This is a genomic window from Frigoribacterium sp. 2355, assembly GCF_054060695.1.
On sequence record NZ_JBSSDL010000004.1, the window covers coordinates 211,447 to 224,785 of the forward strand.

General features: G+C 73.3%; 14 protein-coding genes. 10 read left to right on the forward strand and 4 right to left on the reverse strand.

The genetic code is table 11. From position 1 onward, the window contains the following. Nucleotides 1–9: 9 nt before the first annotated feature. Both ACVJ1F_RS07205 and ACVJ1F_RS07210 read right to left on the reverse strand, forming a co-directional pair. Entirely contained in the window at nucleotides 10–318 is a 309-nt protein-coding gene (locus ACVJ1F_RS07205; protein WP_043595262.1) for a pore-forming ESAT-6 family protein, read from the reverse strand. A 12-nt stretch (nucleotides 319–330) separates the two neighbouring features. Beyond that, the gene (locus ACVJ1F_RS07210; protein ID WP_307785006.1) at nucleotides 331–672 is read right to left on the reverse strand and encodes a WXG100 family type VII secretion target; all 342 of its coding nucleotides are present in this window, start codon (nucleotides 670–672) and stop codon (nucleotides 331–333) included. 356 nt (nucleotides 673–1,028) lie between these two features. On the opposite strand from ACVJ1F_RS07210, the gene ACVJ1F_RS07215 reads away from it, so the two are divergent. The 6 genes from ACVJ1F_RS07215 to ACVJ1F_RS07240 are packed head-to-tail and all read left to right on the forward strand — an operon-like array spanning nucleotide 1,029 to nucleotide 9,102. Then, a complete protein-coding gene (locus tag ACVJ1F_RS07215; protein ID WP_456885464.1) occupies nucleotides 1,029–1,952 on the forward strand; it encodes an FHA domain-containing protein in 924 nt (307 codons plus the stop codon). Next, nucleotides 1,949–2,278: a hypothetical protein gene (locus tag ACVJ1F_RS07220; protein ID WP_055975719.1), complete on the forward strand. Its 330-nt coding sequence runs from the start codon at nucleotides 1,949–1,951 to the stop codon at nucleotides 2,276–2,278. The genes ACVJ1F_RS07215 and ACVJ1F_RS07220 overlap by 4 nt, the downstream gene beginning before the upstream one ends. Beyond that, nucleotides 2,275–3,597 carry an EsaB/YukD family protein gene (locus tag ACVJ1F_RS07225; RefSeq protein ID WP_456885465.1) on the forward strand — a complete coding sequence of 441 codons (1,323 nt, stop codon included), beginning with the start codon at nucleotides 2,275–2,277 and terminating at the stop codon, nucleotides 3,595–3,597. The genes ACVJ1F_RS07220 and ACVJ1F_RS07225 overlap by 4 nt, the downstream gene beginning before the upstream one ends. Then, nucleotides 3,594–4,580: a P-loop NTPase family protein gene (locus ACVJ1F_RS07230; RefSeq protein WP_285062068.1), complete on the forward strand. Its 987-nt coding sequence runs from the start codon at nucleotides 3,594–3,596 to the stop codon at nucleotides 4,578–4,580. Before ACVJ1F_RS07225 ends, ACVJ1F_RS07230 begins: the two co-directional genes overlap by 4 nt. After that, the gene (eccCa, locus tag ACVJ1F_RS07235) at nucleotides 4,577–8,524 is read left to right on the forward strand and encodes a type VII secretion protein EccCa (RefSeq protein ID WP_056044173.1); all 3,948 of its coding nucleotides are present in this window, start codon (nucleotides 4,577–4,579) and stop codon (nucleotides 8,522–8,524) included. The genes ACVJ1F_RS07230 and eccCa overlap by 4 nt, the downstream gene beginning before the upstream one ends. Next, nucleotides 8,521–9,102 (forward strand): hypothetical protein, encoded by a 582-nt coding sequence (locus ACVJ1F_RS07240; RefSeq protein WP_456885466.1) that lies wholly within the window; start codon nucleotides 8,521–8,523, stop codon nucleotides 9,100–9,102. Before eccCa ends, ACVJ1F_RS07240 begins: the two co-directional genes overlap by 4 nt. 81 nt (nucleotides 9,103–9,183) lie before the next feature. Here ACVJ1F_RS07240 and ACVJ1F_RS07245 read toward each other — a convergent pair whose 3' ends face one another. Continuing rightward, nucleotides 9,184–9,867: an SOS response-associated peptidase gene (locus tag ACVJ1F_RS07245; RefSeq protein WP_456885467.1), complete on the reverse strand. Its 684-nt coding sequence runs from the start codon at nucleotides 9,865–9,867 to the stop codon at nucleotides 9,184–9,186. Nucleotides 9,868–9,945: 78 nt separating this feature from the next. Between ACVJ1F_RS07245 and ACVJ1F_RS07250 the strand changes: the two genes are divergently transcribed. The 4 genes from ACVJ1F_RS07250 (at nucleotide 9,946) to crcB (ending at nucleotide 12,227) form a co-directional block, all read left to right on the forward strand. Beyond that, nucleotides 9,946–10,683, forward strand: coding sequence for a DUF3800 domain-containing protein (locus ACVJ1F_RS07250; protein ID WP_456885468.1), 738 nt, complete (start codon nucleotides 9,946–9,948; stop codon nucleotides 10,681–10,683). 200 nt (nucleotides 10,684–10,883) lie between these two features. After that, nucleotides 10,884–11,402, forward strand: a complete 519-nt coding sequence (locus ACVJ1F_RS07255) for a universal stress protein (protein ID WP_456885469.1) — start codon at nucleotides 10,884–10,886, stop codon at nucleotides 11,400–11,402. Between the two features lie 13 nt (nucleotides 11,403–11,415). Beyond that, complete coding sequence (locus tag ACVJ1F_RS07260; protein WP_456885470.1) at nucleotides 11,416–11,853, forward strand: fluoride efflux transporter FluC; 438 nt, start codon at nucleotides 11,416–11,418, stop codon at nucleotides 11,851–11,853. Further along, nucleotides 11,850–12,227, forward strand: a complete 378-nt coding sequence (gene crcB / locus ACVJ1F_RS07265) for a fluoride efflux transporter CrcB (protein ID WP_456885471.1) — start codon at nucleotides 11,850–11,852, stop codon at nucleotides 12,225–12,227. The genes ACVJ1F_RS07260 and crcB overlap by 4 nt, the downstream gene beginning before the upstream one ends. A gap of 113 nt (nucleotides 12,228–12,340) precedes the next feature. On the opposite strand, the gene ACVJ1F_RS07270 is transcribed toward crcB, so the two are convergent. Beyond that, a complete protein-coding gene (locus tag ACVJ1F_RS07270) occupies nucleotides 12,341–13,255 on the reverse strand; it encodes a cation diffusion facilitator family transporter (RefSeq protein ID WP_456885472.1) in 915 nt (304 codons plus the stop codon). Nucleotides 13,256–13,339: the final 84 nt, after the last annotated feature.

A 13,339-nucleotide genomic window follows, 5' to 3' on the forward strand; every position in this document is an offset into this window, starting at 1 on the left:
GGGCCGGGCCTAGATGCCGTCGACGGCGGCCTTGGCCCGCTGCATGGCGGTCTGGGCCGACTCGTCGTTCGACGCGAGCGACTGGCGGAGCGTGTTGATGATCGTGCGCACCTCGGTGGCGACGCGGTTCCAGCGCTGCTCCTTGCCCGCGTACTCCTCGCTGGAGCCGTCGGCCTGGTAGTCCGCCATGGCGGTCTTGACGTCGGAGTCGCGCTGCGTGATGAGCGCCTCGAGGCGGCTGGCGACGGCGTTGAAGTTGTCCTGGGCGTTGCCGGAGGCTCCGAGGTCGAAGTCGCGGCGGTCGGTTGCGTTGGCCATGGTCGTTCCCCCTTATGCGCGCGATCCGCCGAAGCGGGCGCTCTCGAATCCGGCACCGGACTGGGCCGAGGTGGTCTCGTCGGCGATCTGCTGTTCACCCTCGACGAAGGCACGGTTCTGGCCCGTGATGCCGGTCAGCACCGAGGACAGGGCGGCGTTGAGCTCGACGGAGATGCCGTCGACCTCGCCCTTGAACCGGTCGAAGGCGGCGCGGCCGGCTCCGTTGAAGCGGCCTTCGAGCGGCGCGGCCGCGTCGGCGAGCTGGCGGACCAGAGCGCCGAGGTCGTCGCCGGCCCCACTCGTCTTCTGGCTCAGTTGCGTGAGGGTCTCGCTCCCCATGGCGAACTTCATCATGTCGTTCTCCCCTTGCTTCGATCTGATGGCGACCCGTCACGGGTCGACTCATGAGGAAATCACGATTCCGTCTCGATCGCCACCCGTCTGCGGGGTACATGTCGGGGGACCGAGGCGGGGGACGGGTGGGTGACGGCCCCGGAACGGGTGTCTCACCGGGGGACGTGGGGTCGGCTAGCCTGGGGCCGATCGTGCGCTCCGGGGACGCGGGCGGTCGCTCCTCGTCGGTCTCGACGACCTGGTCCGGCACCCCGCAGGCGAGAGGCGGAACCGTGGGCGCACTGGTCGGCGCGCGAAGCTGCGGACGCTGCGGACAACCGCTCGGTGCGGGCGCGACCTGGTGCTTCTGGTGCGGTGTGCGGATCGTCTCGGCGGCGACCGGCAGCGCCATCGGCACCTACTCGGGACTGCTCGCGGGCGTGCAGACGGCGACCCCGTCGCGGCGCCGCGGTGCGGTCGCCATCGACTGGGGCGTGCCCCTCGTCCTGTTCGGCGTCCTCGTCGTCGGCGTGGCCACGGGCGCCTCGTCCGCCACGGCCGGCGCGGCGCTCGTCCCCGTGCCCGTCGAGATCGCGGTGGTGGTGGTCGCCCTGGTCTTCGTGCTGCTCGACGTGGTGCTCTACGTGCGCGGAGGGCGCTCGGTGGGCCGGTTGGTCCTGTCCCTGCGCACGGTGGACGACCTGACCGGTCGCCCGCCGGCCGTGCTGAGGGTCGACCGCCGCGGGCGCTTCAGCATCCGTCGTCAGGCGGTGACGGTCGACCTGCGGCGTGGCCGGGACCCCATGACGTCGTCGCCACCGCTCGTTCAGAGGCCGGCCCTGCCCGCCGCGGCCTCCGCCCCGCTGCTGCCTCACCCGACCGACCCGCTCGACGCCGCGGGACGACCCGACGAGAACACCTTCGGGCGCACGGGCCAGGGCCGACCCACGACCACCGCGCCGTCGATCGTCCTCGAGCTCGACAGCGGCGAACGCCTCGACCTCGAGTCGACCCTGCTGATCGGCCGCGCCCCGGTCAACCGCGAGGGCGAGGAGCACCCGGTCTTCGCCTGGGCGGACCTCGCCCGCAGCCTCACCAAGACCCACGCCCTCTTCGCGTGGGAGGGGGCCGTGCTGTGGGTGACCGACCTCGGGTCGACGAACGGGTCCTCGCTCGTCGCGCCCGACGGGACGCGGCAGCCGCTCGTGGCGGGCCTGCGCGGGCCGGCCGCACCGGGATACGTCGTCGAGCTCGGCGAACGGACCCTCACCGTGCAGCCGTCCGGGGTGGTGGACGCATGAGCGGGGACCGCGACGTCGTCCTGCTCGAGACCGTCAAGACGCACCGCGCCCGCCTGGTCTCGGCCCTCCTGTTCGGCGAACTCGACGAGCGTCGGCTCGTCAACGACAACGTCCGTCGGCTGATCGTCAGCCTGGTCATCGCTGCGGTCGCCTGCGCGGGCTGCGCCGGCACGTCCTTCGTGCTCTCGGTGCTGGCCGACCAGCGTGCGACCCAGTCGCAGACCACCGGAGGGTCAGGAGGCGCGGTGCCGGTCACCGGCTCGCCGTCGCCCTCTCCCGCGTCGACCGACGTCCCCGACCCCACCCCCACGACGGAGCCCCGATGACCGACTACACCCGGCTGACCATCGTCGGCACGGCGCGCAAGGCCGAGATGGTCGTGCCCGCCGACGAGCCGATCGGTGGTCTGATCCCGCGCCTCATGGAGCTCCTCGACGAGCGTCCCGGTGCCGTGTCGCGCCCGCTGACCCTCGTCCGCTCGACGGGGGAGCAGCTCGACACCTCCCTGTCGGTCGCCGAACAGCGCATCGTCGACGGAGAGCTGCTCCGGCTGCTGCGCGAGGACGCCGCGCCCCCGCCGCCCGAGGTCGCGGACGTCACCGACGTGCTGGCCGAGTCGCTCGCCAGCCGACCGGGCCTGTGGACGCGACGGTCGCGCACGGCGACGGCGGCCGTCGCGATCGGACTGCTCTCGCTGGCGCTCTCGACGGTGCTGGCCAGGGCGTCCGACGTCGAGCCCGTCGGCACGCTCGCGACCGTCTATGGCTTGGCGGTCGTGGTCGCCCTCGTCTCCGGTCGTTTCGGCGGCCGCTGGCTCGCCGTCTCCGCGACCTCGGTCGCCCTGGGGTGCGCGGCCCCCTTGGCGGTCGTGCTCGGGGCCGTCCCGGCCCTCGAACTGCCGCCGGTCGACGTGGCGCTCGCCGTGATCGTGCTCGCCTGGATCGCGCTGGCGCTCGGAGCGGGCGCCGGTCTCGGCTCCCGGTCGGCGTGGTGGGGCGGCGTCCTCGGCGTCGTGCTCGGGGCCGTGCCGATCGTGCTGCGGTCCCTCGGCGTCCAGGACGCGGGGGCCGTGGGCGTCGGCGCCGTGCTCGCCGTCGTCGTCTGCGGCCTGCTGCCCTGGTTCGCCATGAGCGCCTCCGGCCTGACCGGTCTCGACGACCAGGTGGTCGACGGACGTCGGGGTCGCCGTGACGAGGTGCTGCTGACGGTCGGCGACGCCTACCGCACCCTGACCTGGTCGACCTTCGCGGTGGCGGGGCCCGTGGCCGTCACGGCCGTCTCGTCCGTCGGGTCGGCCGATCTCTGGCAGGTCGGTCTCGGGGTCGCCGTGGTGCTCGTCGTCGCGGCCCGCACCCGGGCCCTGCCGATCGCCGCCCAGGGCTGGGTGCTCTGGGCCGCCGCCCTGATCGGCCTGCTCGGGGGCCTGCTCGTCCAACCGCTCGCTCCCGGGTGGCTCGTGGTCGTCCTGTTCGCGGCCGGGGTCGTGGTCGCGGTCGTGGCCGGCGGCGTCGACCCGGTCGCCCACCAACGCGCCTCGCTGCGCCGCGTGGGCAACGCCGTCGAGGCCCTCGGCGTCGTGGCCCTGCTTCCCGTCCTGCTCGGGGTGTTCGGCGTCTACGCCGACCTGCTCGGGGCCTTCTCGTGAGCGCGTTCGACGCGTTCGTCCGGTCGGCGCCGCTGGCCCTGCTCGGCAGCGTGAGCGCCCGGGTGCACGAGGTGACGACGGTCGACGAGATCGTCCGGCGGCCGCTGCCGGTGTCGCGCCGCATCGGCTTCGTGCAGGCACGGGGCGGAGCCGGGGCGAGTTCGACCGCCGGTTACGTCGCCGCCCTGCTCGCCCGTCGCCGTCCCGGGCTCGTCCTCGGCGTGGACGCGTCGCGCGGCCCCCGCGGCATGCTGTGGCAGGCCGGCGCGCCGGTCGGTTCGAGCGCGGCACCGAGCTCGCGGAGGCGCACGGCACGCCGGTCGGTCGACGCCGTCGACGGTCTGCCCCGCACGCCCTCGGGCCTCTACGCCCTCTCGCTCGACCCCCGGGGCGAGTCCCGTGCCGTGGCCGCCGCGGCGGGCTGGTTCGACGAGGTCACCCCGATCAGCCGCTTCTTCGACCTGGTCGTGACCGACTGGGGAGTGCGCGACTGGCGTGCCGACCTCACCGACGTGGTGTCGGCCAGCCGGACGGTCTGCATCGTGGCCCGCGCCGACCGCCACGCCGCCGAGGAGGCCGCTGCCCTCGTGCCCGCGATCAAGGACCACCCCGACCGGCCGGACGTGGTCATCGCCCTGGTCGACGTCGGCGACGCCGGTCGCGCGGCCCCCGTCACGGTCGGCGACGACCCCACCGTGCCCGTCGTGCGCGTGCCCTACGACGCGGCCCGTTCCGGCGGTCGGCCGGTGTCGAGCGCCGCACTGGGCACGCGCACCCGCATCGCCTACGCCCGCCTCGCCGCCGCCCTGCTGCCCCTCGACGCTCCGTCGGTCCCGAGGGGCGCCCCGCCCGTCGGGGATCCCGGCCCGGCCCCGTCGGCGGCCGATCCCGGCCCGTCGGAACGTCGCCCCTCGGAACGCCGCCAGGCCCGCGGGCGGGACGCCCGCCCGGCGATCGCCGACGACCAGGAGGCGCGACGATGACCGTCAAGCTCGTCCACCGGCCCACGCGCATCACGCGACCCGTCCAGCCCGCCGAGCACGAGGACATCACCCCACCACCCCAGCTGGCCGACGGCAAGGTCGGCGGCGTGCCCGTGCAGGCCCTGCTCCCCGTCGTGGGCGCCCTCTCGAGCGTCGTGATGATCGTCGTCTACCGCGGCAGTTCGAACCCGCTCTTCCTGCTGGTCGGCGCCGTGCTGCTCATCGTCGCCCTGGTCGGCGGACTCGCGGTCACCCTGAGCCAGCGGGGCAACGCGGCGCGGCAGCGGCGCCTGCAGCGCGAGCGCTACCTCGACTTCCTCGAGCGGCTGCGCTCGCGGATGCGCACGAAGGCCCGGGCCGTCCGGGCGACGGCGGCCGTGCTCGACCCCGAACCCGCCGCCCTGCTCGAGCTGGTGCGCGACCCCGCGCGACTCTGGGAACGCCGCCGCCAGCACGACGACTTCCTCTCGGTGCGGATCGGCGAGGGCGACCTGACCTGGTTCCCGATGTCCGTCCCCGAGGACCCGAACCCCGTGCAGCCGTTCGACCCGATCATGGCCAGCGAGGCCGAGTCCGTGGTCGAGCACCTCTCGACCGTGCGGGGCATGCCCATCACGGTCGACCTCGACCGAGCCGGATCGGTCGCCGTGCTGGGCGACCGCGAGTCCGCGCTGCGGGTCGCCCGCTCGATGATCCTGCAGCTCGCCGCCCTGCACTCACCCGACGACGTGCACCTGGCCGCGGCGTTCCCCGAGAGCGCGGCCGACGACTGGCGCGGCTTCGACCTCGTCCCGCACGCCGTGGACGACTCGCTCTACGACGGACCGGTGCCGGCGCGACGGGTCGCGACCAGTGCCTCCTCGTTGCTCTCGGTCATCGGCGGCGAACTGGGCGACCGGGCGCAGGAGGCCGCCACGACGAAGCGCTCGATCGGCACCACGGCGCGCACCGAGGGATCGCGCCTCGTCGTCTTCGTCGACGACTGGGGGCACGTCGCCTCGAGCATCCCGGTGCCCGACGCCGACCTCTCGCTGACCGACCTCGGCGTCACGACCGTCCACCTGCTGAGCGACCGCCTGCACGAACCGTCCGACGTCACCCTGCGCATCACCGTCGAGGGCGACGAGGCGGTCGTGACGGACGCCCGCGTCGAGGACGACGGCCAGGTCCGCGTGCAGACGGCGACGATCGACGCCACGACCCCGCAGCTGTTCGAGGCCGTCGCCCGCACGCTCACCCCCCTGCGGCTGAGCCTCAGCAGGCAGGACGAGGTCGACTCGGCCCAGGCCGTCGAGATCACCGACCTGCTCGGCATCGACGACGTGACGACGCTGACGCCGGCGACCGCGTGGACGCCGCGCTCGCCGCGGGACTTCCTGCGCGTGCCGATCGGCATCGACGACTTCGGGGCGCCGGTCCTGCTCGACCTCAAGGAGTCCGCGCAGCTCGGCATGGGCCCGCACGGCATCTGCATCGGCGCGACCGGTTCGGGCAAGAGCGAGCTGCTGCGCACGCTCGTGCTCGGCCTCGCCCTGTCGCACTCGCCCGACGACCTCAGCATGGTCCTCGTCGACTACAAAGGAGGCGCGGCATTCGCTCCGTTCGCGGGGTTGCCGCACGTCGCCGGGCTGATCGACAACCTGGCCGACGACGCGCAGCTCACCGAACGTGCCCGCGTCAGCATCCAGGGCGAGGTCGTCCGGCGTCAGGAGCAACTGCGCGACGCCGGGGGCGCGTCGTCCATCAGCCACTACCGCGAGATGCGCGTCGGTCGCCCGGAGCTGCCGCCGATGCCGCACCTGTTCGTCGTCATCGACGAGTTCGGCGAGCTGCTCACGGCGGAGCCCGAGTTCGTCGACCTGCTGCTCACCATCGGTCGGATCGGGCGGTCGATCGGCGTGCACCTGCTGCTCTCGAGCCAGCGCATCGAGGCGGGCAAGCTGCGGGGCCTCGACACCTACCTCTCGTACCGGATCGGCTTGCGGACCTTCTCCGAGGCCGAGAGCTCGATCGTGCTCGACCGGCCGGACGCGTTCCACCTCCCCGCGGTCCCGGGGTTCGGCTTCCTCAAGGTCGACACCTCGGTGTACCGGAGGTTCCGCGCGGGTTACGTGTCGGGCCCCCTGCCGACCGAGGCCGCCCGCTCGCTGGCGGGCGACGACGTGCGGCCGACCGCGCTCCTGCTGCCGACCTTCAACGGCATCGCGGGCGGCGACGACGACGGCGGCGAGGACGAGCTCTCGCGGCCCGACGTCGGTCGCGCCGTCATCGACGAGGCCGTCGACCGCCTGATGGGCGGCGGCACCGACGTCGACCCGGTCTGGTTGCCGCCCCTGCCCGACCGTCTCGCGCTCTCGCGGGTGGTCGGAGCGGACCAGGCCGGCGGCCTGCGGGTGCCGATGGGACTGCTCGACGACCCGGCGCGGCAGCGGCAGGACCCGTGGCTGCTCGACCTCGCCCGGGCCGGCGGGCACGTCGCCGTGATCGGGGCGCCGCAGACCGGACGCAGCACGTTCCTCCGCACCCTCGTCGCCTCGCTGGCCCTGACGCACACCCCGCAGGAGGTCGGCATCTACGGCATGGACCTCACGGGCGGGGGGCTCGGCCGGATCGAGGGGTTCCCGCACGTCGGTGGCGTGGCCACGCGGGCGAGCAAGGACCGCCTCCTGCGCCTGCTCGAAGAACTGGCGGCCATGCTGACGACCCGGGAGCGCGTGTTCCGCGACCACGGCATCGACTCGCTGGCCATGCTGCGTCGGTTGCACGCCGCGGGCGAGGTGCCCGAGCTGATCTCGGCCGACGTGGTGCTCGTCGTCGACGGCACCGGCCAGCTGCGCGGGGACTTCGTCGAGCTCGAGACGGCGTTCGGCGACCTGCTGCTGCGCGGCGGCAGCTACGGACTGCACGTCGTGCTCGGGATGACGCGGTGGAACGAACTGCGGATGGCGCAGCAACCGCTGGTCGGCACCCGGGTCGAGCTGCACCTGAACGATCCCGCGGACTCGGTGATCGGTCGCAAGCTGGCCCAGACCATCCGGGCCGACCAGGCCGGTCGGGCCCTGACCGACGACAACCTGTTCGCCCAGGTGGCGCTGCCGGTGCTGGACGACACGGACGACGACGAGGTCGGCGACGCCCTCGAGGCCCTAGCCCGCCGGTCGGCGTCGAGCTGGAACGGCCCCGCGGCGGCACCGATCCGCCTCCTGCCCACCGAGCTCTCGCCGGACGAGCTGCCCGACGCGCTGGACGAGCCCGAGGCGATCCCGTTCGGCCTGCGGCAGGACACGATGCAGCCGGTCGCCCTCGATCCGGGTGCCGACCAGCACCTGCTCGTGTTCGGCGACTCGAAGGCCGGCAAGTCGACCCTGCTGCGCGGACTGGTGCGCGGCTTCGTCGACCGGGCGACCCCGGACGAGCTCGTCGTGGCCCTGATGGACCTCCGCGGCGACCTGGTCGCCGAGGTGCCCGACGACTACCTCGGCGGTCATGCCTCGACCAGCACGGACGCCCGCGCGCTCGCCGTCGCCGTGGCCGACGAGCTCGCCAAGCGCCAGGCCGGCGACCGCGACGCCGGTCCGCGCATCGTGGTGGTGATCGACGACTACGACATCGTCGCCTCGGGGGGCACCGAGCCGCTCAAGCCGCTGTTGCCCTTCCTGCCCTCGGCCCGCGACCTCCGGCTGCACGTGTTGATCAGCAGGCCGGTCGCCGGCTCGGCGCGGGCGCTCTACGACCCGGCGCTGCAGACGCTGCGCGACACGGGCGGGTCGTCGTTCATCATGTCGGGCGAACGCAGCGAGGGACCGATCGTGCCGCAGGTCTACGCCGAGCAGATGACCGCCGGTCGAGGCCGCCTGGTCCGTCGCGGCCAGGCGCCGCGCATCGTCCAGGTGGCCCGGTTCGAGGCCGACGGACGAGCCGACGTCGCCGGAGCGGGCTCGTGACCGGCCGGACGGTCGTCGTCGCGGGCGTCGCCGGGGGCGTCGGGACCACGACGGTCACGGCCCTGCTCTTCACCCAGCTCTCGGGGGAGTCGGTGCCCCGGCTGATCGACCACTCGGGCGGGGACCTCGGGACCCGGCTGACCGGGGGCGACGACGCGGCGCGGGTCGACCACGAGCTGACCCTGCACGACCTCGGCGCCCACGCCGACGGCGCCCTCCTCGACCTGCTCGACGACACGAGCGTCTTCGGGGTCGTCGTGGCCCCGACGACCCCGGTCGGCTTCGCCGACGCACAACGGGTCCTCGCCCGCATCCGCGAGCGGCACGGGGTCGGCGGCCTGCGCCGGGTGATGCTCGTGGTCGTCGGCGTCTTCGGCGAGCACCGGACCACGCGCTCGAGCGAGGCGCTGCAGAACGAGTTCGGCCGTCGATCGCTCGTCGTCGTCCCGCGCGACCCCGCCCTCGCGGCGGGCGGGCGCGTACCGCTCAACCGGCTGACGCGGGAGTCCCGACGGGCCCAGGGCGAACTCGTGTCGTACCTGCGCGAACGGCTGGCGAGCCACCGCGACGCGCGCTGAGGCGCCGGACCGCGCCTCCGGCCGGGACGCGAGTCGCGCCTCCGGCCGGGACGCGAGCCGCGCCTCCTCGTCCGAGGGGCGTCAGCGCAGGGGCTCGATGAGGTGCGGGCCGTTGTTGCGGACGTCGTTCGCCTCGCGGCTCACCTCGTGCTGCACGAGGTCGTGGGCGACCTCGAACGAGTCCCGGTCGAGCAGCGAGAGCAGCTCGTCGGCGTCGAGGCCGTCGCCCAGCCAGTCGTCGTACGAGTCGGGGGTGAGGCAGGCCGGCATCCGGTCGTGCACCTCGCCCGGTGCCACGTGGGCGTCGCGCGTGATGATCGTCGTCGAGAGCACCCAACGGTCGGGGTCGTCCTCGTCCTTCGCGGAATCGGGCCACGCGGTGACGAGGCCGGCCATGGCGAGCCCGGCGTCGGGCTGGTGCACGTAGTGCGGCTGCTTGCCGGTCTCGGTCACGACCCACTCGTAGTACCCCTGTGCGGGCACGATGCACCGGCTGGTCGCGAATGCCCGACGGAACATGCCGCTGGTCGCCACGGTCTCGATGCGGGCGTTGATCGGCTGCGGACGCTTCTTCAGGTCGGGGTACCACGACGGCACGAACCCCCACCGGGCACCGGGCAGCTGCCTCTCGCCGTGCCGCTCCCGGACGACCGGCACGACGGTCGTCGGCGCGACGTTGAAGTCGTCGGGCAGGGGCCCCAGGCCGTCGAGCAGGCTCGGCAGCAGATCGGACGTGGCCCGGGCAACGACGTAGCGACCGCACATGCCGACAGTCTGCTCTTCCGCGGCCCCCTGCGACTGTAGGGTCGACGCCGAACCGGTACGTGACATGACGGAGGATCGATGGCCTACGGCGAGTACATCGTCTACGCGGACGAGAGCGAAGACCACTCGCTGGTGTCCATCAACGAACAGTTCCCCGTCTTCGTCCTCGTGTTCTGCATCTTCCGGGTCGACGACTACGTCCGGCGCATCGTCCCGTCGACCCAGCGCCTGAAGTTCGACTTCTTCGGCCACGACATGATCGTTCTCCACGAGCGTGAGATGAGGAAGGCCTTGCCCCCTTTCGACATCCTGCAGAACGGGGCGGTCAGGAGGACCTTCATGAGCCGCGTCTCGAGCCTCGTCGACGACGCCCCCTTCGACGTCGTCGCCTGTGTCATCGACAAGAGAGCCTTCCGTGACGAAAGAGGCCACGCGGCCAATCCGTACCATGTGGCCCTCGAGTACGGAATGGAACGTGTCTTCCTGCACCTGCAGCGCCGTGGTCAGCGAGACCGTCCCACCTGCATGGTCTTCGAGAGCCGTGGGAAGGCAGAGGACGCCGATCTCGAGCGCGAGTTCGAGCGGGTACGGTCGTCGACTCGACTGCGGGGCCTGGGGACCACGCTGACGTTCCGTTGTGCGGCCAAGAGCGCCAACAGCACGGGGCTCCAGATCGCGGACATGGTGGCGAGGCCGATCGGACTCCAGGTGATCCGGCCGGGTCAGGCCAACGCGGCATGGGACCGCATCGACCCCAAGATCGTCCGGTCACCTGCAGGCGAGACCCGCGGCTGGGGACTCAAGGTCTACCCGTGAGCGGAGGTCACAAGCGTCTGGCCCCGACATCGTCGGGGCCAGACGCCGATCGAGCATTCCCGATCCATTTGTTCTCCCATCCTAACCGTGGGGTCCTGACGAGACCACCTCGGATCTGCTCTTCCGCGGAGGGGCGTGACGGTGGTTCACTGTGGCCGTGGCGCCGCGTGGGACGGCGACACGGTGAGAGGGTGGTGACCATGTCCGACGAGCAGAACCCCGCGCGCGGCTTCGTCGTCGCGGGCGTCGTGCCCAACTCGGGTGAGGCCGTCGTGGCGACCGCGGCCGACCTGGCGGCACGTTTCGGCACCGGTCTGCTCTGCGTCTCGGTCGAGCCCGACCGGCTCGCCTTCGCCGAGGGCATCGACGGCACCGTCCTGTCGTACCCCCTCGACCCCGACGACTACACCGAGACGCTGTCCTTCGACGCCGACCTGGAGGCGCGGCTGCGGCCGATCGCCTCGGCTCGCGGCGTCGAGCTGCGCACCTCGATCGTCGCCGGCGACCCCGCCCGGTGCCTGTCGCACCTGGCCGAGCAGCTCGACGCCCCGCTCATCGTCGTCGGCAGCCGCGAGGCCGGCCTGCGGGGCAGCGTCCGTGAGTTCTTCGCCGGCTCGGTCGCGCTGCACCTCAGCCACCGTCAGCACCGGCCGGTCGTCGTCGTGCCGCTCGCCCCCGTCCCCCGCAGCCAGACGCTGCCGTGGGAGGACGAACTGTGACGCGAGGCCGCCGGTGACGGGTGCCGCGCGCCCTCGTGCCCCGCACCTCCGTCCGTCCCTGATCGCCCTCGTCGCGCTGGGCGGCGCCCTCGGGACGGCCGCACGGGTCGGGATCACGCTCGTGGTGCCGTCGTGGGGGGCGTTCGACACGGCGATCTTCGCGATCAACGTGGTCGGGGCGTTCGTGCTCGGCGTCCTGCTCGAGCGGTTGCTGCGCTCCGGGCCCGACGAGGGCGGGCGTCAAAGGCTGCGACTCCTCGTGGGGACGGGCGTCCTCGGGGGGTTCACGACCTACAGCTCGCTCGCGACCGAGACCGCGGCGCTCGCCGGGGCGGGTGGGGGCGACCTCGCCGTCGCCGGGCTCTACGGGCTGCTGAGCCTGGTGCTCGGGGTCCTCGCCGCGGCGGCCGGCATCCGGGTCGGCGCACGTCTCGCGGGGCGCGCCTCGTGAGCCCGTTGCTCGTCGTCGCCGTCGCGGTGGCCGGCGGGGTCGGTGCCGCCACCCGGTTCGTCGTCGACGGGCTCGTGAAGGACCGCCTCGGCTCCGCCTACCCGTGGGGCACGACCGTCATCAACGTGTCGGGCTCGTTCGCGCTGGGGCTGCTGACCGGCCTCGCCCTGCAGGCGGTCGTCGCGCCCGAGTGGAAGGCCGTGCTCGGCACCGGGCTGCTCGGCGGGTACACGACGTTCAGCACCGCGAGCGTCGAGACGGTGCGACTGCTGGCGGCCGGGCGACGCGGAGCCGCGGTCGCGAACGGCCTCGGCATGCTCGTCGCGTGCGTGGGCGCCGCCTCCCTCGGGCTGTGGCTCGGCTCGCTCGCCTGACGGGCTCGTCGCCCGGCCCTCAGTCGCGCCGAGTGGGCAGATCATGTCCTTCCGCGGCTGGTGAGGGACCGTTCTGCCCACTCGCCCCGCGCCTCCGGGGGAAGGGGGCCCGGTCAGGCGTGCGTCTCGCGCTCGTGCCCGGCGTGGTCGGCCGGCTCGAGCTGGAACGTCGCGTGCTCGACCGAGAAGTGGGCGGCGAGGCACCGGTCGAGGGCGTCCAGGGTCTCGTCGACCTTCATGTCGCAGAACACCTCGCGCTCGACGACGACGTGCGCCGAGAACACGGTCGCTCCGCTCGTGATCTGCCAGGCGTGGACGTCGTGTGCCGAGACGACGCCCGGGGTGTCGCCGATGTGCGTGCGGACCGACTCGAGGTCGATGTCGCCCGGAGCCGAGCCGAACAGCACCCGGATCGCCTCGCGCAGCAGCGACCAGGCCCTCGGCACGATCATCGCCGCGATGATCAGCGACCCGACCGAGTCGGCCTGCGTGAAGCCCGTGGTCAGCACGACGACGGCGGCCACGACGACGGCCGCCGAGCCGAGCAGGTCGCCGAGCACCTCGAGGTAGGCGCCGCGCATGTTGATCGAGTGCGTCGCCCCGCCCCGCAGCACGAGCAGTGCCGCGACGTTCGTCGCCCCGCCGACCAGGCCGACGACCAGCATCGGCAGTCCGAGCACCTCGTGCCCGTCGACCGCCACGAGACGGGAGACGGCGGCGACGGCGACCGAGAGCGACACGGCGAGCAGCACGAGGCCGTTGACGAAGGCGGCGAAGACCTCGGCCCGGCGGTAGCCGTAGGTCTGTCGGCCGCTCGCGGGTCGGGCGGCGACGATCGTGGCCACGAGGGCGATGACCAACCCGGCCAGGTCGGAGAGCATGTGCCCCGAGTCGGCCAACAGCGCCAGGGAGCCCGAGAGCCCGGCGCCGACCAGCTGGGCGACGAGACCGAGGGCGATGATCGCGATCGCGAGGCGGAGCCGTCGTCCGTCGGCGGCGACGTGTCCGTGTCCGTGGTCGTGGCCCATGGGCGCCTCTCGTCGGGGTGGGGTGGGGTGGGGTGGGGTGGGGGATCGGGATGGCGATCGGCCCGGCGGGTCGGTCCGCCGGCG